The sequence below is a fragment of the Streptomyces sp. Ru73 genome (assembly GCF_002920575.1).
Lineage (GTDB): Bacteria > Actinomycetota > Actinomycetes > Streptomycetales > Streptomycetaceae > Streptomyces.
Map to the genome: position 1 here is coordinate 1 of NZ_PQSQ01000009.1, position 18,707 is coordinate 18,707.

An 18,707-nucleotide genomic window follows, 5' to 3' on the forward strand; every position below is an offset into this window, starting at 1 on the left:
CCCGACCGAAACGGCAGAGGCGGGCCGCCTCCGGCCCGGAAGGTGGCCGGTGGGCGGCCCGCCTCCGGGCCGGCTGCGCCGCGGTACGTCAGACCGTGTGGGCGTCCGCCGTCGTCAGGGCCTCGTCCAGCGCGGCCAGGCCCTCCTTCGCCTCCGTCTCGGTGATCGTGCACGGCGGGACGACATGCGTACGGTTCATGTTCAGGAACGGCCACAGGCCCCGCTCCTTGCACGCCGCCGCGAACTGCGCCATCGGGGCGTTGTCCGCGCCCGACGCGTTGTACGGCACCAGCGGCTCGTGCGTCTCACGGTTCCGGACCAGCTCGAGCGCCCAGAAGACGCCCATGCCGCGCACCTCGCCCACCGAGGGGTGCCGCTCGGCGATCTCCCGCAGCGCGGGACCGATGACCTTCTCGCCGATCTCCGCCGCGTTCTCCACGATCCGCTCCTCCGCCATCGCGTTGATCGTCGCGACCGCGGAAGCACAGGCCAGCGGGTGGCCGGAGTACGTCAGACCGCCCGGGTACGGGCGCTTGTCGAAGGTCGCGGCGATCTCCGCGGAGATCGCGACGCCGCCCAGCGGGACGTACCCGCTGTTCACGCCCTTGGCGAAGGTCATCAGGTCCGGCACCACGTCGAAGTGGTCCAGCGCGAACCAGCGGCCCGTACGCCCGAAGCCCGCCATGACCTCGTCCAGGATGAAGACGATGCCGTACCGGTCGCAGATCTCGCGCACGCCGGCGAGGTAGCCGGGCGGCGGGACCATGATCCCGGCGGTGCCCGGAATGGTCTCCAGGATGATCGCGGCGATGGACTGCGGGCCCTCGAAGGCGATGGTGTCCTCGAGGTGGCGCAGCGCGCGCTCGCACTCCTGCTGCTCGTTCTCCGCGTGGAAGGGCGAGCGGTACAGGAACGGGCCCCAGAAGTGCACCACGCCGGCCGACGCGGTGTCCGAGGGCCAGCGCCGGGGGTCACCCGTGAGGTTGATCGCGGCGGCGGTGGCACCGTGGTACGACCGGTACGTGGAGAGCACCTTGGACCGGCCGGTGTGCAGCCGGGCCATGCGTACGGCGTTCTCCACGGCCTCGGCGCCGCCGTTGGTGAAGAAGATCTTGTCCAGGTCGCCGGGCGTGCGCTCGGCGATCAGCCGCGCGGCCTCGGACCGCACGTCCACGGCGAACCCCGGCGCCAGCGTGCACAGCTTGCCGGCCTGCTCCTGGATCGCGGCGACGACCTTCGGGTGCTGGTGGCCGATGTTGGTGTTGACCAGCTGCGAGGTGAAGTCGAGGTAGCGGTTGCCGTCGTAGTCCCACATGTACGAGCCCTCGGCACCCGCGATCGGCAGCGGGTCTATCAGGCCCTGCGCCGACCAGGAGTGGAAGACGTGGGCGCGGTCGGCGGCCTTTACGGCGGCGCCGGCGGCGGGGTCTGGTTGCGTCGTGGTCACGGTCACTACCTCGGATCGCTCTGGGCCGCCAGGACATCGGGACGCGGAAACGCTGCACTGCGCAAACGCTGTACCTGCGCTTTCCCTGCACGGCAGGAGGCTGTACGGCAGGAAAACCGCGCAGCGGAGACGCCGTACTGCGGGGCGCTGTGCTGCGCGAACGCGGGCACCTGGGGCGGCGGACGCTCTCCAGCCTAAGGATCACCGGGCGGGTGGTGACACCGACAGTCTGTATGGGAGTCATCACGCGCTCTGACAGGTTGTCGATCGACCTGGTGTACGGACCGCGGGAGCGCCCTTCCGACCACACCCAGCTCACCGAGCCCAGGTCGTCCGCCCCTCCCGGCCGTCCTGGCGCTCCAGCCCTCGCCCCGGCGGCAGACCTCACCTCAACTCAGTCGTCATCGTCGTCGTCATCCTCATCGCTGTCGTGGTCCGCCACCGGTATCGCCTTCGGGTGGCCGTCGGTGCAGCGGATCGCGTACGTACGGTCGTCGCCGTCGTCCAGCGGTTCGAACTCGATCGTCGCGACGTCGGACGGGCCCCGCTTCACGGTGTCCATGTGATAGCCCGAGGCCGGGCTCCAGACGGTGAGGTACACCCGGCCGTCGGGCCGGCATTCGGCGGTGGTGCTGCCGCCGGTGACCGTGACGGTGTCCACAGTGGCGGCCGAGCCGGAGGGGGCCGTCTCGCCGGGCGCCGGTGAGGCGCCGTCGGAGGGCCTGCCGGATCCGCTCGGGTCCGGTGTGGTGGAGCCGGAGGGACGGCCGCCCGGTTGGGCGGACGTACGGGCGGCCGCGAGTTTCTGGCGTACCCCGTCGTCGTCCAGCGGCTCGGCCCGGCTGTTCCGCTGCCCCATGTCGGTGTTGGCCAGCGACCATGCGCCCAGCCCGCCCGCTCCCGCGAACGCGCAGACCCATACTGCGGTCACGACCGCGCCTCGCCACTTCATCGCGCGTTCCTCCTTCCCCGTCCCTGCGGTTCGCTGTCTTCGCCGCTGCCTCGCCGGCCTCGGCGGTTGCCTGCCGTGTCGGCCTCGGTGTTTCTTCACTCTGCCTGGTCGGTGGGGCTCGGAGCGGTTTTCCACAGGGTGGATGTGCCGGTGGCCGGAATCGTCCGGGTGAGGCGGTTGTCCACAGCGCCCGTCACCGCTCGCGGAAAGTTCCCCGGAAAGCTCACGGCGTCGGTAGGGGGCCCATCGGACCAGGCACGATCCAGATTCGCGCACCGTTCCCTAACGTCCGGTTAAGGCGGCCCCAAAGCCTGCGACCGACCGCCCGGCGGCGATCATCGCTGGTTACCGTGGCGGTCATGTCCCACCTGCTCGTCGTCGAGGACGACCCTCAATTGCGCAGTGCGCTCGTGCGGGCGCTGCGGGACCGCGGTCATGCCGTGGCCACCGCCGCGACCGGGATGTCCGGTCTCGACGCCGCCGTGACCGACCGGCCCGACCTCGTCGTACTGGACCTCGGCCTCCCCGACGTGGACGGCGCGCAGGTGCTGCGGATGCTGCGGGCGGTCAGCGACGTACCGATCATCGTGGCCACCGCGCGCGACGAGGAGGGCGACATGGTCGCGGTGCTCGACGCCGGCGCGGACGACTACATCGTCAAGCCGTTCGGCGCGGCGCAGCTCGACGCCCGGGTCAAGGCGGTGCTGCGGCGGCTGGGTACGGCGGAGCCGGAGGCGCCGCTCCGGGTGGGCGGCCTGGTTCTGGACACGGCGGCGCGCGAGGTCGCACTGGACGGCGCGCCGCTGGATCTCACGCCCCGGGAGTTCGATCTGCTCGCCTATCTCGCGCGCCGTGCCGGTCAGGTGGTGTCGCGCCGGGAACTGCTCGCGGAGGTGTGGCAGCAGCCGCTCGGCGGCGCGGACAAGACGGTGGACGTCCATCTGTCGTGGTTGCGCCGGAAGCTCGGGGAGACGGCCCAGAAGCCCCGGTATCTGCACACCGTGCGCACCGTGGGCGTGAAGCTCGCCTCTCCGGAGGGCGGCGAGGCGCGCACTGACGGGAGAAGTCGCGAGGGCGGCGTGGGCGGCCGTGACGGCGGTGCGATCGGCCGGGCCGGCGGCAGCGGCGACCACAGCGGCGGCGGCTCTTCGCGACGGCCGGAGTAAGACCCATGCGTCTTCGGATTCTGCTGGTCACGGCCCTGACGACCGCCCTCGTCCTCGCGGCTCTCCTGGTGCCGCTGGCCATTCTCACCCGTAGTCATGCCGCGGACCGGGCCACCGCGGACGCCACTTCCCGGGCGCAGTCGCTGGCCGCGGGTATCGGTACCGCGCTGGCCCACCCCGGTTCCGGGGACAGCCGGGCGACGGCCGCCTCGCTCGTGACGGCGGCCAACGGTGCGGATCTGCCGCGTACGTCGGTGATCCTCGGTGACGGGACCGTGCTGGGCCCGCCGGCGCGGGTGACGGATGCCGTGCGCCTGGCGCGTTACGGGCGTGCGTTCGCGTACGCGCCCCCCGAGGGCGGCCGGACCGTGCTGGTCCCCGTGCAGGGTGCCTCGGGTGGCACGGCCGTCGTCCATGTGGCGCTGACCGATCAGCAGCTCTACGAGGGGACGCTGCCGTCCTGGCTGGCGTTCGCCGGGCTCGGTGTCGGGCTCGTGCTGCTGGGGCTGCTGGTCGCCGACCGGCTGGGGGCGCGGCTGGTCGGCTCGACGCGGCGGCTGGCGAAGGTGGCCGACCGGCTGGCGGCCGGCGATCTGACCGCCCGTGCGGAGCCGGACGGGCCGCCGGAGCTGCGTCTGGTGGCCCGGGAGCTCAACCACCTGGCGGGCCGTATCGAGGGGTTCCTGACGGCCGAGCGGGAGAACGCGGCGGACCTGGCGCATCGCCTCCGTACTCCGGTGGCCGCGCTGCGCCTGGATGCCGAGGGGCTGCGCGATCCGGCGGAGGCGGAGCGGATCGCCGCGGACGTGGCCGCCCTGGAGCGCAGCGTGGACGAGGTCATCCGTACGGCGCGCAAGCCGCTGCGGGATGCCGCCGGGTACGGCGGTGCGCGTGACGGCTCCCGTGGTGGGGCGGGCGCGCCGGTCGCCGATCTGGTCGCGGTGGCCCGTGAGCGGGCGGATTTCTGGCGTCCGCTGGCCGAGGACCAGGGGCGCACGCTGGACTTTCACGCCCCGGACGCGCCGGTCGCGGTACGGGCGGACGAAACGGAGCTCGCGGCGGCGGTCGACGCACTCATCGGCAATGTCTTCGACCACACGCCGGAGGGCGCGGGGATGCGGCTGTACGTGTCCGCCGCCGGGCGCGGGCGGAGCGGTGAGGCCGCGGGCGGCCGTACCGGTGGGGGCGGGCTGCTGGTCATCGAGGACGAGGGGCCGGGCTTCCCCGAGGGGCACGTCCCGCAGCGGGGCAAGAGCGGTGGCGGCTCCACCGGGCTCGGCCTGGACATCGTGCGCCGTGTCGCGGAGGAATCCGGCGGACACACGGTGCTGACCACCGCGAGCGGACCGCCCGGGGGCCCCGACGGCGACGAGACCGGCAGGGCCCCCGATGGCGGCGAGACCGGCGAGGGCGGCGGGACCGGCCGGGGCGCCCGTGTGGAGGCCCACCTGGGCGGTCCGACGGCGTAGACCCCGGCTGCGCCTCCCCCGGAGCCCGCTCGCCAGCCCTTCAATCCCGCTCGCCCGTTCCTACGAGCCCGTTCGTCAGCCCCTACGCCGCCTACTCGCCCACCGACCGCCGCCCACCGCTGCGCCCGGTCGCCCCGACGCAGCCCCCTCAGGCCGCGTGCGGCTCCGGGGACGTGAAGACCCGGCGCGTCGCGCGGCGCCAGGCGTTCGCGGTGAGGTCGGGGCGGAGGGCGGAGAGCGCGCCGCAGTACTTCGTGAACTCGGCCGGGCGGATGCCATAACCGTGCAGCAGCCGGTCGGCTTCGGTCAGCCGCCCGTCGGTCTTGGACTCGACGAGCACCAGGCCGCCGTCGGCGCGGACGGAGCGGTTCGTGCGCGGGTCGTGGCAGACCATGCCCGCGTCACAGGTGATGCGCTGCCCGTCGGCCACGAAGGTCGCCCGCTGGTAGTCGGTGACGAGCGAGGTGGCGAGGTCGGTGGGGGCCGCGAGGTCGTAGGAGCGGCGCAGCACGGAGGAGAGGAAGTCGCGGGGTGCCTGGTCCAGGCCGGTGGTGCCGGGCAGCATCGGCTGCCGGTACTTGACCGTTTCACCGCGCCCGCTCTTGAGCTTGATCTCGAACTGTCGCTCCCCGGTGTCCTCGTACAGCCGCTCCCGGATCTTGTAGCGGAGCCGGCGTCCCTGCCGGTGGTCGTGGAAGGCCCGCAGGTCGGGGGTGTCGTAGTAGAGGGAGTTGTACCGGAACCAGCGGCGGCCGTTGATGCACAGCGACTTGAACGGCCCGCCGGGGCGTTTCGGGTCGGTCAGCCGGGCCGCGAAGTCGGCGAAGGTCTCGATCGGCACGAGGTAGCTGTTGTCGTGGCGCGCGAGCAGCTCGGCGCGGGCCTGGACCTCGGCGAGGGTGACGGGATGGGCGGCCAGCGCGGCGCGGGCGATGGCGCGGACGGCGGGGTTCACACGGTCTCCTTCGAGGCGTTGGTCATACGTCCGGAGGGGAGGTCGGTGGTGCGGTGGCCGGTGGTGGTGCCGTGGTCGGGTACGCGGGGCGAGCGGTCGGCGCGGTACTGAGGTGCCGGTTCCCCGGCCGGCTGGTGTTCAGGCCCCTTGTGAGGCGTACGAGTGAGGGTGGCGGAACGTTCCCTCTCGCGGTAGCGGACGTCGACGACCGTCACGTCCCGGACGAAGTCGACCTGTTTGACGGTCCAGTTGAGCGGCTCGCCCACTCGGCGGGCGAGGTCGGCGCGGAGGCCGGCCGGATCATCGTGGACGGTGTCGAGCGTGACGACCGTGCGGCGGCTGCGGGCCAGCAGCGCGGGGTGGTCGGCGCACCAGATGACGAAGAGCAGCAGGACGGTGAAGACCGCGGCGAAGCCCAGTTCCAGCTGCGGCAGCCCGCACAGCAGGCCGAGGACGAGGGTCGTGAAGTAGTACGCGACCTCTTCGTGCTGGATGGAGTCCGAGCGCAGCCGGATGATCGACAGCACGCCGAACAGGCCGAACGCGAGTGCCGTGCCGCCGCTGCCGTTGACTTCCGCGAGCGCCGCGACGACCGAGAACAGCGCGACGTTGAGGGCGAGGTAGGCCGGTACCAGGTCGCGGCGCCGGTGCCGCGGGTAGTAGACGGCGAACGTCAGCACGCACACCGCGGCCAGGTCGAGGCCCAGATGGGCGGCCAGCTGTCCGAGAGTAGTCATCGCTTTCCTCGTCCGGTCACGGGTGGCCGGTCCGTCCGGCGGCCACGTCCCCTGCGATTCGCTCCCGTGGCGCGGCGGGCGGCCGCACGGCGGGAGGCACGGGAAAGAACGTAGGAACCGGCGGGTTAAGGGCGCCCCTCACGGGCGTTAAGGAACGCGGGGCACGACGGCGGGCGCCATCCAGTCATCAGGGATGTCTGTTCCAGGTGCTTCGCCAGTCCGGTGCCGAGCGGTCAACACGGGCTCTCGTCACACCTGTTTCCTCAGTCCCGCCCGTCACCCCTGTCGCTGCCGCTACTCTCCTGTCACCACACGCAGCCCTCCGTCCCGGCGCGCGCCGGTGCGAAGGCCGCCGCGCCGCATGCCACTGGAGGGGGACCGCATGCCCGTCAGCCGTCGAGGATTCGTCGCCGCGGCCGTGGCCGGCTCCGCCACCGCCCTGCTGGGCTCCGGGGCGCCCGCACGCGCGCTCACCGCCTCCGCCGCCCCGGCGGCCGGCCGCTCGGCAGCAGGGGCCGCGGCGGCCGATCCCGCCCGGTGGATGGCCGCACTGCCGGACGATGTGCCGCTGACCCGGCTGACCGTCCCCGGTACGCACGACACCTGCGCCACCGACCCGTTGAACGGCACGGAGTGGTCGCACACCCAGAACATGGGCATACCTGAGCAACTGCGGCGCGGCATACGGTTCTTCGACATCCGCTGCGGTACGCCGCCCCCGGACGTGCCCGGTGAACTCGGCATCTACCACGGGTCGTACTACCAGGACATCACGTTCAACACCGTCCTCGACCAGTGCCGCGACTTCCTGCGCGCCTCACCCGGCGAGACCGTGCTGATGCGCGTCAAGAACGAGCACGGGCTCACCGACGCCCAGCTCAGCGACAAGTTCGGTGAGTACCTGGGGGCCAAGGGATACGGCGACCTGTTCCACCTCGGGTCCACGCTTCCGGTGCTCGGCGCGGCCCGCGGCAAGGTCGTGCTGATCACCCAGTTCGCCTCCGGGCTGAACGCTCCCGCCTGGCCCGCGGGCGACAACGGCACCTTCTCCAACGAGTGGTTCGAACTGCAGGACCACTACGCGACGTCCGTCGACACCAAGCGGCAGGACATCCTGCGCCACTTCGACGCCGCGACGGCCCATCAGGACTCCGGCCGGCTCTACCTGAACTTCACCAGCCTCGCTCCTGACGCGGCCAATGGCTTCCGCTGGCCCAAGCACCTCGCCGACGCGGTCATGCCCGCCGTCCTGGACTACCTCGACGGCCACCGGCAGCCCGGCGTCCACCTCGGCGTCGTGATCATGGATTTCCCCGAATTCCACCCCCCTGCCGTCGAATCGCTCATCGCCCGCAACTTCCCCCCGAGCACGGCTGCCTGACCAACGCGCTCCCCCGCCCGATCGTTCCCGCCTCGTGACGCCCCGGCCGCCCCCGCGCGATCCCCGGCCGCCTAGGCTCGGCTGACGCATCCGTAACGGCACAGGACGCGTCAGCAACAGCAGAGCGAACGGGGAGGGTGCCGGGCATGGACAGCCTCAAGGGACTGACCGACGAGGACCCGAGGGCGATCGGCGCCTACCGCCTCCTCGGCCGGCTGGGCACCGGCGGCATGGGCCGCGTCTACCTGGCCCGCTCCGAAGGCGGCCGGACCGTGGCCGTGAAGCTGGTCAGGGCGGAGCTGGCGGCCGAGCGCGAGTTCCGGGACCGGTTCCGGGCCGAGGTGGCGGCGGCGCGACGGGTGGGCGGCCGGTGGACCGCGCCCGTCCTGGACGCCGACACCGACGCGGACATCCCGTGGGTGGCGACCGGGTACATCGCGGGCCCGGCGCTCAGCGAGGTCGTGGACGGCACGTACGGGGCGCTCCCGGAGTACGGCGTCAGGCGGCTCGCCTACGGGCTGTCCTGCGCGCTGCTCGACATCCACGGTGCCGGCCTGGTGCACCGCGACCTGAAGCCGTCCAACGTGCTGCTGACCATCGACGGCCCGCGCGTCATCGACTTCGGCATCGCGCGGGCGCTGGACGCGGTGAGCGAGCACACCCAGACGCAGGTCGGCATGGTCGTCGGCTCGCCGAGCTTCATGTCGCCCGAACAGGTGCGCGGCGACCGCGTCACGCCCGCCAGCGACGTCTTCTGCCTGGGCTCGGTACTCGCGTACGCGGCGTCCGGGCGGATGCCGTTCGGCGCGCCGGAGTCGGGCGTGCACGCGGTGATGTTCCGCGTGGCCGAATCCGCGCCCGACCTGGACGCCGTACCGAAGCACCTGCGGGAGCTGATCGGCCGCTGTCTGGCGAAGGACCCGGAGGAGCGGCCGGCACCGGAGGACCTCGTCTCGGAGATCGGGCCGGTGAGCAGCGGCGGAGCGAGCTCGCCGTGGCTGCCGGCCCAGCTGGTCGCCCAGCTGGGGCAGCACGCCGTACGGCTGCTGGACACGGACACGCCCCCTTCGGGGCAGCCGGCACGTCCGGGGCGTACGACGGTGACGGCTGCCGCCGGCTCCTCGGGGACGGCCGCCGCTTCCTCCTCGGAGACGGTCGCCGCTGCTCCTCCGGAGACGGCCGGCGGTGCTCCCTTGGGGGCAGCGGGTGAGGGTCCCTCGGAGGCAGCGGGCGCTGCCCTTCCTGAAGGGGCGGCGTCCCGCACGACTGTCCTGCCGGCCGGGTCGGGCTCCGTTGCGGGGCAGGCGGGGGGACGCGAGGCGTCCGGCCCGTACGGCTCCGAAGGGGCGCAGGGGCCGCACGGCCACGAGGGGGCGCACGGCTCGGGCGGTCCGTCCGGTGCCGCCCCGTACGGCTCGGGGAGCGCCGTACCGGCGCCCAGGAGGCGGCGCTGGCCCCTCGCGCTCGGTGCCGTCGCCGTGGTGGCCGCAGCCGCCGGTGTGGCGTTGTTCACGGTGCCCGCGCTGGGCGGGAGCGGGGAGAGCGACGGCGGTTCCGACATTCCGGCGGCCTACGTCGGTACCTGGACCGGCGACGTGCAGCGGGACGGGGTGCCCACGGGACAGCAGCGGCGGTTCGTGATCTCGCACGGGTCGGTCGGCGAGGTGGTCGCCAACAGCATCAGCCTCGGCGCCACGTACGAGTGCAAGAGCGACGGGAAACTGGTCTCCGTCTCGGACGCGGGCGGGATGCGGCTGGACACCACGGTGGTGGGGTCCGCGCCCGAGGGGCGCTGTTCGGCGCTGGGCGAGCACGTCCTGAAGCGCGGTCCGCACGGCACCCTCGTGTGGAGCGCGGCGGGCCGCACGGCGACGCTGCGCCCCGCGAGCCACGAGGTGGTGCCGAAGGAGTACCTGGGTACCTGGCAGCGCCCGAACGCCGACGGGATCGGCACGCAGGTGCTGACGATCGAGCGGACCCCTGTGGGCAGTCCCGCCGTGCGGATCGACGTACGGGGCAGCGGCGGGCACTGCACGGCCCGCGCGGACTTCTACTCGGCCGACGGGAAGCTGTCCGTCGGGCCCTCCGTGGTGGAGCGCCGCGCCCCCGGGTGCGCCGCCAGCAGTTCGTCCTTCTTCAGGATCGCGGGCGACGGCACCCTCGTGCGGACGTTCCGGGGCGACGACAAGCAGCCGCGTGCCTACACGAAGGTGCAGTGAACGCGGCTGCTGGATGTCGCTCGTGAGGGCGTGCGCCCACGGAGGGGCGTGCGGCCTGCGGAGGGGGCGCGGGCCCCCTCCGGGTGCATCAGTCCAGGAACGAGTTGATCTGGATCGTCTCGTCGCGGCCGGGGCCGACGCCGATGGCGGAGATCGGGGCGCCCGACATGTCCTCCAGCGCCTTGACGTACGCCTGGGCGTTCTTCGGGAGCTCGGCGAAGGTCTTGGCCTTGGTGATGTCCTCGGACCAGCCCGGCAGCATCTCGTAGACCGGCTTCGCGTGGTGGAAGTCGCTCTGGTTGTGCGGCAGCTCCTCGACCCGCTTGCCGTCGACCTCGTAGGCGACGCAGACCGGGATCTGCTCCCAGCCGGTCAGCACGTCGAGCTTGGTCAGGAAGAAGTCGGTGAGGCCGTTGACGCGGGTCGCGTAGCGCGCGATGACCGCGTCGAACCAGCCGCAGCGGCGGTCGCGGCCGGTGGTCACGCCCCGCTCGCCGCCAATGGTGCGCAGCGCCTCGCCGTCCTTGTCGAACAGCTCGGTCGGGAACGGGCCGGCGCCGACGCGCGTGGTGTACGCCTTGAGGATGCCGATGACCCGGTTGATCTTCGTCGGGCCGACGCCGGCACCGGTGCAGGCACCGCCCGCGGTCGGGTTCGACGAGGTCACGAAGGGGTACGTGCCGTGGTCGACGTCCAGGAGGGTGCCCTGGCCGCCTTCGAAGAGGACGACCTTGCCCTCGTCGATGGCGTTGTTGAGGATCAGCGTGGTGTCGGCGACGTAGCCCTTGATCTGGTCCGCGTAGCCGAGCAGCTCCTCGACGACCTGCTCGGCGACCACCGCGCGGTGGTTGTAGAGCTTGGCGAGCACCTGGTTCTTGAAGTCGAGGGCCGCCTCCACCTTCTGGAGCAGGATCGACTCGTCGAACAGGTCCTGCACCCGGATGCCGGTGCGGTTGATCTTGTCGGCGTAGGTCGGGCCGATGCCGCGGCCCGTGGTGCCGATCTTGCGCTTGCCCAGGAAGCGCTCCGTCACCTTGTCGACGGTGATGTTGTACGGCGTGATCAGGTGCGCGTTACCGCTGATCAGCAGCTTGGACGTGTCGACGCCGCGCTCGTTCAGTCCGCTCAGCTCGGAGAGCAGGACCGCCGGGTCGACGACGACGCCGTTGCCGATGACCGGGGTGCACCCCGGCGAGAGGATCCCGGAAGGGAGCAGGTGCAATGCGTACTTCTGGTCGCCCACGACGACCGTGTGGCCGGCATTGTTGCCGCCCTGGTAGCGCACTACATAGTCGACGGACCCACCGAGCAGGTCGGTGGCCTTTCCCTTGCCCTCGTCACCCCACTGAGCACCGAGCAGCACAAGTGCGGGCACAGGCGTACACCCCTTCCGGGCGGGGCATGTCCAACGTGCGAGCGGCTCACTGCCTGGTGCAGCCGCCGCGCGAGCCGTCGAACCGGTGCCCCGGATAGACGAAGCCCCTGGCGCAACAACGACAGGGGCTCTTGCACCGAGAGATTACCCAACATTTCTCTCGGGCGACGAACAGGACAGTCCCGGGGCGCCCGGCCACCGCCGGGGCACGGGGGCCCGCGGCGGCCGCGACGACCGTTTTGCCCCCGTCCCGTCCGAGTCCGTTCGCCGAGAGAACGCAAGCCCTAGGAAGGACCGAGGTGTCGGCTCCAGACCTTGCCGGGCGCTCCCTGCTCGTGGTCATCGACCCGGTCGCCCGCCGTGTGGACGGCGAGTCCGTACGCATCGCCAAGGACGTCCTGTGCGCGGCCGCGACCACGAAGATCTGCTTCCCGGACGACCCCGGCGAATTCGCCCGGGTGCTCGCCCGAAGGGGGCAACGCCGCCCCGTGGTGATCGGCGACGACCGCGCCCTCGTGCGCACCGTCGAGCTGCTCCACAAGGAGCGCGAGCTGTCCCGGGTGGCGCTGTCCCTGGTGCCCGTCGGCGCGCCGGGCGGTACCGCGCTCTGCCGTGCGCTGGGCGTCCCCACGGACACCGTGTCCGCCGCGCGTGCCGTCCTGGACGGTCAGGAACGCGCCCTCGACCTGCTCTCCGACGACAGCGACGGCATCGTGCTCGGCGGGCTGCGCATCCCGGGCGGCGACCTGACGGAGCAGCCCGCCGGGCCCGCGCCCGCGGCCGCTGAGGAGCCCGTGGTGCCCGCGCAGCGGCCCTGGTGGACCCCGGCGGCCCGGACGGCGCGGGCGGCGCTGTCGCTGCTCACCGCGCCCGTTCCGGGCGGCGGTACGGGCCGCGGCCGGCGGGGCGAGCGCATGCTGCCGCGGCTGCGGGTGGAGGCGGACGGCGTGGTGCTGGCGGATCTGGACCGGCCGGTGCACCGGGTGTCGGTGGCGCCCGTGGGGTGCACGGCGGCGCACGGCGTGGCGCCGGGCGCCGGGGCAGAGTGCCCCTCGCAGGAGCCGGAAGGGCTGGCCGAGGTGGTCGTGCAGTGGCACGCGGACGAGGCGCCGGTACGGGTACGGGCGCGGGCCGTGACGGTGTCCGGGCCGGACTTCCGTTACCGGGCGGACGCGGTGATCGGCGGGCCGGTCAGGACGCGTACGTGGACGGTGCAGCCGTCCGCGTGGCGGCTGACGCTGCCCCGGCGGTGACGACGCAGGGAGAGGCATCGCACTGGATGGCGCCGTGGCGGACGGGGTCTCGCCGGGAGGCGTCGCGGCGGGGGTGACGCTTCTCACGTCCGTGAGACGGGCCGCGCACCGGTCCGCCGGCGCGGTCAGCGGCTCGGGCGCGGGCGCGCGAGCTCACCGCGCGAGCCGGTCCTGGCCTTCGCTCTCCTGCTGGGCGCGCAGCTCGTCGCGGTACTTGACCCAGCGCTCCATCATCACGCTCATCTCCTTCTGCATGAACTCGAAGAACGCGAGCGTCTCGCCGACCCGGCGGCCGGCCGGTGTGCCCTCTCCGAGGCTCTCCACGCCCTCGCGCAGGGCCGCCTCCAGCCGGGTCATGCTGTTGTCCTTGCGGGTCAGGGCCTCGTGCCACTGCTCGTTGTGCACGCGGTACCGGTCGCGCCGCGTGCCGGGCTCGCGCTCCCGGCCGACCATGCCGACCTGCGAGAGGTAACGGATCGCGCCGGAGACCGCGGCGGGGCTGATGCGCAGCCGCTCACTGATCTCGGCCGAGGTGAGCACGCCGGACTCCGAGGCGAGCAGGCAGGAGAACACCCGCGCGGGCATCCGCTGCATCCCGGCGTCCGTGAGCTGCGCGGCGAAGCGCTCCACGAACTGGGCGACCGCCTCGTCGTCCCGCCTTGTCACCCGCTGCTCCTCGCTCATCTGCTCATCCTCTCCCGTACCCCGGCGATCGACGTACGTGATCCGGCTCCCTCGCGCGTCCTCAATTTTATACGCTTCCTTAACTTCACAAATTTGTGAAAGTAGCGTACGTTCAAAACCATGACCACAGCACTCGACCCGGCAGCGGCGGTCCACGTCGCCGGTCTCCACAAGTCGTTCGGGCGCACCCGCGCGCTCGACGGCCTCGACCTCACCGTCTCCCCCGGCGAGGTCCACGGCTTCCTCGGTCCCAACGGCGCCGGGAAGTCCACCACCATCCGCGTCCTGCTGGGCCTGCTGCGCGCCGACCGCGGAGCCGCCCGCCTGCTGGGCAAGGACCCCTGGCACGACGCCGTCGAGCTGCACCGCCGCATCGCGTACGTGCCGGGCGACGTCACCCTCTGGCGGAACCTCTCCGGCGGCGAGGTCATAGACCTCTACGGACGGCTCCGCGGCGGGCTGGACGGCGCCCGCCGGGAGCGGCTGCTGGAGCGCTTCGAGCTGGACCCCACCAAGAAGGGGCGCACGTACTCCAAGGGGAACCGGCAGAAGGTCGCCCTGGTCGCCGCGTTCGCCTCCGACGTCGACCTGCTGATCCTCGACGAGCCGACCTCCGGCCTCGACCCGCTGATGGAAGAGGTCTTCCAGGAGTGCGTCCTGGAGGCGCGGGACGCCGGGCGCACGGTCCTGCTCTCCAGTCACCTCCTGTCCGAGGTCGAGGCGTTGTGCGACCGGGTCAGCATCATCCGCAAGGGCCGGACCGTGGAGAGCGGTTCCCTCGCCGACCTCCGGCATCTCACCCGCACCTCGGTCTCCGCCGAGCTGGCCGGCCCGCCCGACGGGCTGTCCCGTCTCCCCGGCGTGCACGACCTCGACGTACACGGCAGACGGGTCCGGCTCCAGGTGGACACCGACAAGCTCGACGCGGTGCTGCGCGCCCTCACCGCGTCCGGCGTACGCAGCCTGACGAGCACACCGCCCACCCTGGAGGAGCTGTTCCTGCGGCACTACCAGGACGACCTGCGTACGGGCGAGGCGCACGACGCCCACGACACGGCTGCCGCCAAGTCCCCCACCGCTGAGCCCTCCGCCGCCGACTCCTCCGCCGACGAAGGGGTGAGCTCGCGATGACTGCCCTCGCCGCCGCGCCCGCGGTGCGCAGCGGGGCCCGCACCCTGGCGGGGACCGGCACCCTGCTGCGCCTGGCGCTGCGCCGCGACCGGCTGATGATTCCCCTGTGGGTGCTGCTGCTCGGCCTGACGATGGCCGGCCTCGGCGGTTCCTTCGAAGCGCTCTACGACACCGCGGCCAAGCGCGCCGAACTGGGCCGGTCGATGAATGCCAACGCCTCGATGCGCGCGCTGTACGGCCCGGTGTTCGGCGACTCGATCGGCGGGCTGGTCGCCTGGCGGATGGCCGGCTTCGGAGCGGTGCTCGCCGCCGTGATGAGCCTCCTCATCGTCATACGGCACACGAGGGAAGAAGAGGAGACGGGCCGTCAGGAGCTGTTGTCGGCGGCCATGGTCGGCCGGCGCGCCCCGATCAGCGCGGCCCTGTTGACCGCGCTCCTGGCCAATGCCGCGCTGACGCTCGTCATCGCCGCCGGGCTCGCCACGTCTGGCCGGCCGGTGGCGGGTTCGTTGGCCCTGGGGCTGGCCGTCGGCGGATGCGGGATGTTCTTCGCGGGCGTCGCCGCCATCGCCGCGCAGCTCACCGAGAGCGCGCGATTCGCCAAGGGGCTGACGGGTGCGGTCGTGGGAGTCGCGTTCGTGCTGCGGGCCGCGGGTGACGCGGCGACCGCCGATGGCTCCTCGCCGCTGACCTGGATATCGCCGATCGGCTGGGCGCAGCATCTGCGGGCGTACGCCGGTGAACGCTGGTGGGTGCTCCTGCTGTTCGCCGCCGGCACCGCCGTGACGGCTTGCGCGGCATACGCACTGACCGCGCGGCGGGACGTCGGGATGAGCTTCCTGCCCGCACGGCCGGGACCTGCCCGCGCACCCGCTTCGCTGAACGGCGCGTTCGGCCTCGCCTGGCGGCTGCAGCGCACGACGCTGCTGGGCTGGGCCCTCGGATTCGCGGTGGCCGGCGGGGTGTTCGGCGGCATCGCCGACGGCGCCTCCGACATGGTCGGTGACAACGCGCAGACCCGCCGCATCCTGGAACGCATGGGCGGCGCCCAGGCGCTGACCGACACGTTCCTGGCCACCATGGCCGGCATGCTCGGAATGGTCGCGGCGGTCTACGCCACGGGCGCGGTGCTGCGGCTGCGCGCCGAGGAGACCGGCGACCGGGCCGAACCGGTCCTGGCCTGCGCGGTCGGCCGGCTGCGCTGGGCGGCGAGCCACCTGGTCATCGCCTTCCTCGGCACCGGTGTCGTACTGGCCGCCGGCGGGGTGGGCCTGGCGATCGGATACGGGAGTGCCGTAGGTGACGTGGGCGGACGCTTCGGGTCCCTGGTGGGCGCGGCACTGGCACAGTTGCCGGCGGTGTGGGTGCTGACCGGCCTCACGACGCTCCTCTTCGGCGCGTTCCCGAGGCTGACCACGGCGGCCTGGGGGCTGGTCGGGGTGTCCCTGGCCCTCGGCTGGATAGGCCCGGCACTCGACCTGCCGCAGTGGGCGATGGACCTCTCCCCGTTCAGCCACCTGCCGAAGCTGCCCGGCGGTGACGTGACGGCGGCACCCTTCCTGTGGCTCCTGCTGATAGCCGCCGTGAGCACGGCCGCCGGCCTGACGGGGGTGAGGCGCCGGGACATGGGGTGACGAGCGGGGTGGCGTGTGGGATGACGTGCGGACCGGAGGCTGTCCCCGGAAGCCGGCCCGAAGCGGAGACCCCACAGCGATATCCACAGGGTGTGGATATCGTCACGGGGTGTCGGCCCGGGTCCCCGGGCCCTGGCCCGTCCCCTGGTCCTCGCCCGGCCGTCTCTCACGCGCCCGGTGTGACAAGGCCCGTTTCGTAGGCGAAGACGGCGGCCTGGGTGCGGTCGCGAAGACCGAGCTTCACCAGCATGCGGCTCACATGGGTCTTGATCGTGGATTCGGCGACGACGAGATGGGCGGCGATCTCACCGTTCGAGAGGCCCTGCGCGACCAGCACCAGGACCTCCGTCTCCCGCTCCGTGAGATCACCGACGCGCTCCTGGGCCGGTGGACGGGGCGCACCCAGCCGGGAGAACTCCGAGATCAGCCGTTTGGTGACGGTCGGCGCGAGGAGCGCTTCGCCGGACGCCACGATCCGTACTCCCTCGGCGAGTTGGCCGGCCGAGGCGTCCTTGAGGAGGAAGCCGCTGGCTCCCGCGCGGAGCGCTTGGTAGACGTACTCATCCAGGTCGAACGTGGTCAGGACGAGCACCTTGGCGTCCGCGTCGGCGGCGACGATCTCGCGGGTGGCGTCGAGGCCGTTGACCTCCGGCATGCGGATGTCCATCAGGACGACGTCCGGGCGCAGGGCGGCGACCTGGTCGACCGCGTCGCGGCCGTTCACGGCCTCGCCGACGACCTCGATGTCCGGCATCGCATTGAGGAGGACGGAGAAGCCCTCACGGACCATCACCTGGTCGTCGACGATCAGGACTCTGATCATTCCTGTGGCCTCTCCGGCGAAGTGCCCGGCTTGCGCAGCGAGACGGTGGGGTCCGTATGGTCCGCGGCGCCGGACGGCTGAACGACAGGGGATGAAGGAGTGGCGGGCGTTTCCCGCGCTGCGGCCGCGTCCGACGGGTTCGGGAGGGAGGGTGCCGGGAGGAAGACGGCTACCTCGTAACCGCCGTCCGGGGTGGGGCCGTTGGTCATGTCGCCGTTGAGCATGCCGACGCGTTCCCGCATGCCGAGGACGCCGTGGCCGGCGCCGGGGGACGGCTTGGCCAGGCGGTTCGCCGGGCCGTTGACGATACGGAGGCCGAGGCCGCCGAGTACGTAGGCGACCTCCACCCGGGCCTCAGCGCCCGGCGCGTGCCGCAGCGCGTTGCTCAGCGCCTCCTGCACGATCCGGTACGCCGACAGCTCCACGCCCTGGGGCAGCGGCCGTACCGCGCCGGTGACCACCGAGGTGACGCTGAGCCCCGCCCCGCGCACGCTCTCCAGCAGCGCGTCCAGGTCGGCGAGGGTGGGCTGCGGCGCCTCGGGACCGGCGAAGGCGTCCGGGTCCTCGGAGCGTACGACGCCCAGGATGCGCCGCAGTTCGGTGAGGGCGGCGACGGCGTTCTCGCGGATCGTCGAGAAGGCGGTGGCCAGCTCGGGAGGCGTGTCCTTGACCCGGTACGGCGCGGCCTCCGCCTGGATGGCGATCACCGACATGTGGTGGGCGACGACATCGTGCAGCTCGCGGGCGATGGTCGCGCGCTCCTCCAGCGTGGTGCGCCGCGACCGCTCCACCGCGGTGACCGTACGGGTCTCCTCGACCTGCTGCCGCTCCTCGCGCCAGGCGCGCACGGCCGCGGCCGCCAGCAGTACGACCGCGCTCGCCACCGCCGCCCGCGGCAGCATCCAGCCGTCACTGCCGAAGATCATGGTGCCGGGCATGAGCACGACGAACGTCACCGCCCACATCTCCAGCGCCGTACGGGGCCGGGTACGCAGGACGACCAGGGTCATCGTCGCGAGGTGCCCCATGAAGGAGAAGATCCAGGCGCCACTGCCCCCGTCGCCCAGCGCCCCGACGCACATGGCCAGCAGCGAGACCCAGAACGCCCCCACCGGACGGACCAGCGTCATCGCCGGCGGGCCCGCGACCAGCACCGCGAAGACCAGCACGGCCGGCGGCGGTCCGACCGTGGCCACCTGGATGCCGAACATCAGCAGGACGAAGGCGTAACCGAGGACGAGGGCGTGCGGGAGCCAGCGCAGGTATCCGGCCGGGCGGGGCGGCAGCCAGGGCGCCCAGCCCGCCACTCGCGCACGGTCCAGCGGGGCCAGCGGCCGGAAGGCGAAGGGCCGGGCGAACAGGTCCCGGCGCGCGGCCTCCAGCACGCCGCTCACCAGCATGGCCTCGGAGCGCCGGCCGTCGGGGGCGTACGCGGCATCGCCCGGTTTCCGGCGTGTGCCGTCCACAAACTGAGGAGTCTC

The 18,707-nt window shown here is 72.6% G+C and carries 15 protein-coding genes; 7 read left to right on the forward strand and 8 right to left on the reverse strand.

The window, feature by feature from the left end; translation table 11 throughout:
- Nucleotides 1-88 precede the first annotated feature (88 nt).
- Both C3486_RS06130 and C3486_RS06135 read right to left on the reverse strand, forming a co-directional pair.
- Nucleotides 89-1,447 carry an aspartate aminotransferase family protein gene (locus C3486_RS06130; protein ID WP_103831555.1) on the reverse strand — a complete coding sequence of 453 codons (1,359 nt, stop codon included), beginning with the start codon at nucleotides 1,445-1,447 and terminating at the stop codon, nucleotides 89-91.
- Nucleotides 1,448-1,841: 394 nt separating this feature from the next.
- A complete protein-coding gene (locus tag C3486_RS06135; protein WP_146074968.1) occupies nucleotides 1,842-2,378 on the reverse strand; it encodes a hypothetical protein in 537 nt (178 codons plus the stop codon).
- A gap of 380 nt (nucleotides 2,379-2,758) precedes the next feature.
- Between C3486_RS06135 and C3486_RS06140 the strand changes: the two genes are divergently transcribed.
- Both C3486_RS06140 and C3486_RS06145 read left to right on the forward strand, forming a co-directional pair.
- Nucleotides 2,759-3,565, forward strand: coding sequence for a response regulator transcription factor (locus C3486_RS06140; RefSeq protein WP_103831557.1), 807 nt, complete (start codon nucleotides 2,759-2,761; stop codon nucleotides 3,563-3,565).
- Between the two features lie 5 nt (nucleotides 3,566-3,570).
- Nucleotides 3,571-5,034 carry a HAMP domain-containing sensor histidine kinase gene (locus C3486_RS06145; RefSeq protein WP_103831558.1) on the forward strand — a complete coding sequence of 488 codons (1,464 nt, stop codon included), beginning with the start codon at nucleotides 3,571-3,573 and terminating at the stop codon, nucleotides 5,032-5,034.
- Between the two features lie 148 nt (nucleotides 5,035-5,182).
- Here the strand turns inward: C3486_RS06145 and C3486_RS06150 are convergent, their stop codons facing one another.
- On the reverse strand, nucleotides 5,183-5,989 hold the full coding sequence (locus tag C3486_RS06150) for a polyphosphate polymerase domain-containing protein (RefSeq protein ID WP_103831559.1): 807 nt from the start codon (nucleotides 5,987-5,989) through the stop codon (nucleotides 5,183-5,185).
- Nucleotides 5,986-6,726 carry a DUF4956 domain-containing protein gene (locus C3486_RS06155; RefSeq protein WP_103831560.1) on the reverse strand — a complete coding sequence of 247 codons (741 nt, stop codon included), beginning with the start codon at nucleotides 6,724-6,726 and terminating at the stop codon, nucleotides 5,986-5,988. The genes C3486_RS06150 and C3486_RS06155 overlap by 4 nt, the downstream gene beginning before the upstream one ends.
- A 382-nt stretch (nucleotides 6,727-7,108) precedes the next feature.
- Here C3486_RS06155 and C3486_RS06160 point away from each other — a divergent pair, with 382 nt between their 5' ends.
- Both C3486_RS06160 and C3486_RS06165 read left to right on the forward strand, forming a co-directional pair.
- The gene (locus tag C3486_RS06160; RefSeq protein ID WP_181138460.1) at nucleotides 7,109-8,107 is read left to right on the forward strand and encodes a phosphatidylinositol-specific phospholipase C; all 999 of its coding nucleotides are present in this window, start codon (nucleotides 7,109-7,111) and stop codon (nucleotides 8,105-8,107) included.
- A 146-nt stretch (nucleotides 8,108-8,253) separates the two neighbouring features.
- Nucleotides 8,254-10,326, forward strand: a complete 2,073-nt coding sequence (locus C3486_RS06165; protein ID WP_103831562.1) for a serine/threonine-protein kinase — start codon at nucleotides 8,254-8,256, stop codon at nucleotides 10,324-10,326.
- An 88-nt stretch (nucleotides 10,327-10,414) separates the two neighbouring features.
- Here the strand turns inward: C3486_RS06165 and C3486_RS06170 are convergent, their stop codons facing one another.
- Nucleotides 10,415-11,701 (reverse strand): adenylosuccinate synthase, encoded by a 1,287-nt coding sequence (locus C3486_RS06170; protein ID WP_103831563.1) that lies wholly within the window; start codon nucleotides 11,699-11,701, stop codon nucleotides 10,415-10,417.
- A gap of 299 nt (nucleotides 11,702-12,000) precedes the next feature.
- On the opposite strand from C3486_RS06170, the gene C3486_RS06175 reads away from it, so the two are divergent.
- A complete protein-coding gene (locus tag C3486_RS06175; protein WP_103831564.1) occupies nucleotides 12,001-12,954 on the forward strand; it encodes a hypothetical protein in 954 nt (317 codons plus the stop codon).
- 153 nt (nucleotides 12,955-13,107) lie between these two features.
- On the opposite strand, the gene C3486_RS06180 is transcribed toward C3486_RS06175, so the two are convergent.
- Entirely contained in the window at nucleotides 13,108-13,638 is a 531-nt protein-coding gene (locus tag C3486_RS06180; RefSeq protein ID WP_103831565.1) for a GbsR/MarR family transcriptional regulator, read from the reverse strand.
- 120 nt (nucleotides 13,639-13,758) lie between these two features.
- On the opposite strand from C3486_RS06180, the gene C3486_RS06185 reads away from it, so the two are divergent.
- Complete coding sequence (locus tag C3486_RS06185; RefSeq protein ID WP_103831566.1) at nucleotides 13,759-14,769, forward strand: ABC transporter ATP-binding protein; 1,011 nt, start codon at nucleotides 13,759-13,761, stop codon at nucleotides 14,767-14,769.
- On the forward strand, nucleotides 14,766-16,403 hold the full coding sequence (locus C3486_RS06190; RefSeq protein ID WP_103831567.1) for an ABC transporter permease: 1,638 nt from the start codon (nucleotides 14,766-14,768) through the stop codon (nucleotides 16,401-16,403). Before C3486_RS06185 ends, C3486_RS06190 begins: the two co-directional genes overlap by 4 nt.
- 166 nt (nucleotides 16,404-16,569) lie before the next feature.
- On the opposite strand, the gene C3486_RS06195 is transcribed toward C3486_RS06190, so the two are convergent.
- Together C3486_RS06195 and C3486_RS06200 are read right to left on the reverse strand one after the other, a co-directional pair.
- Nucleotides 16,570-17,226: a response regulator transcription factor gene (locus tag C3486_RS06195; RefSeq protein ID WP_103831568.1), complete on the reverse strand. Its 657-nt coding sequence runs from the start codon at nucleotides 17,224-17,226 to the stop codon at nucleotides 16,570-16,572.
- Entirely contained in the window at nucleotides 17,223-18,626 is a 1,404-nt protein-coding gene (locus C3486_RS06200; protein ID WP_103831653.1) for a sensor histidine kinase, read from the reverse strand. Before C3486_RS06200 ends, C3486_RS06195 begins: the two co-directional genes overlap by 4 nt.
- Between the last annotated feature and the right edge of the window lie 81 nt (nucleotides 18,627-18,707).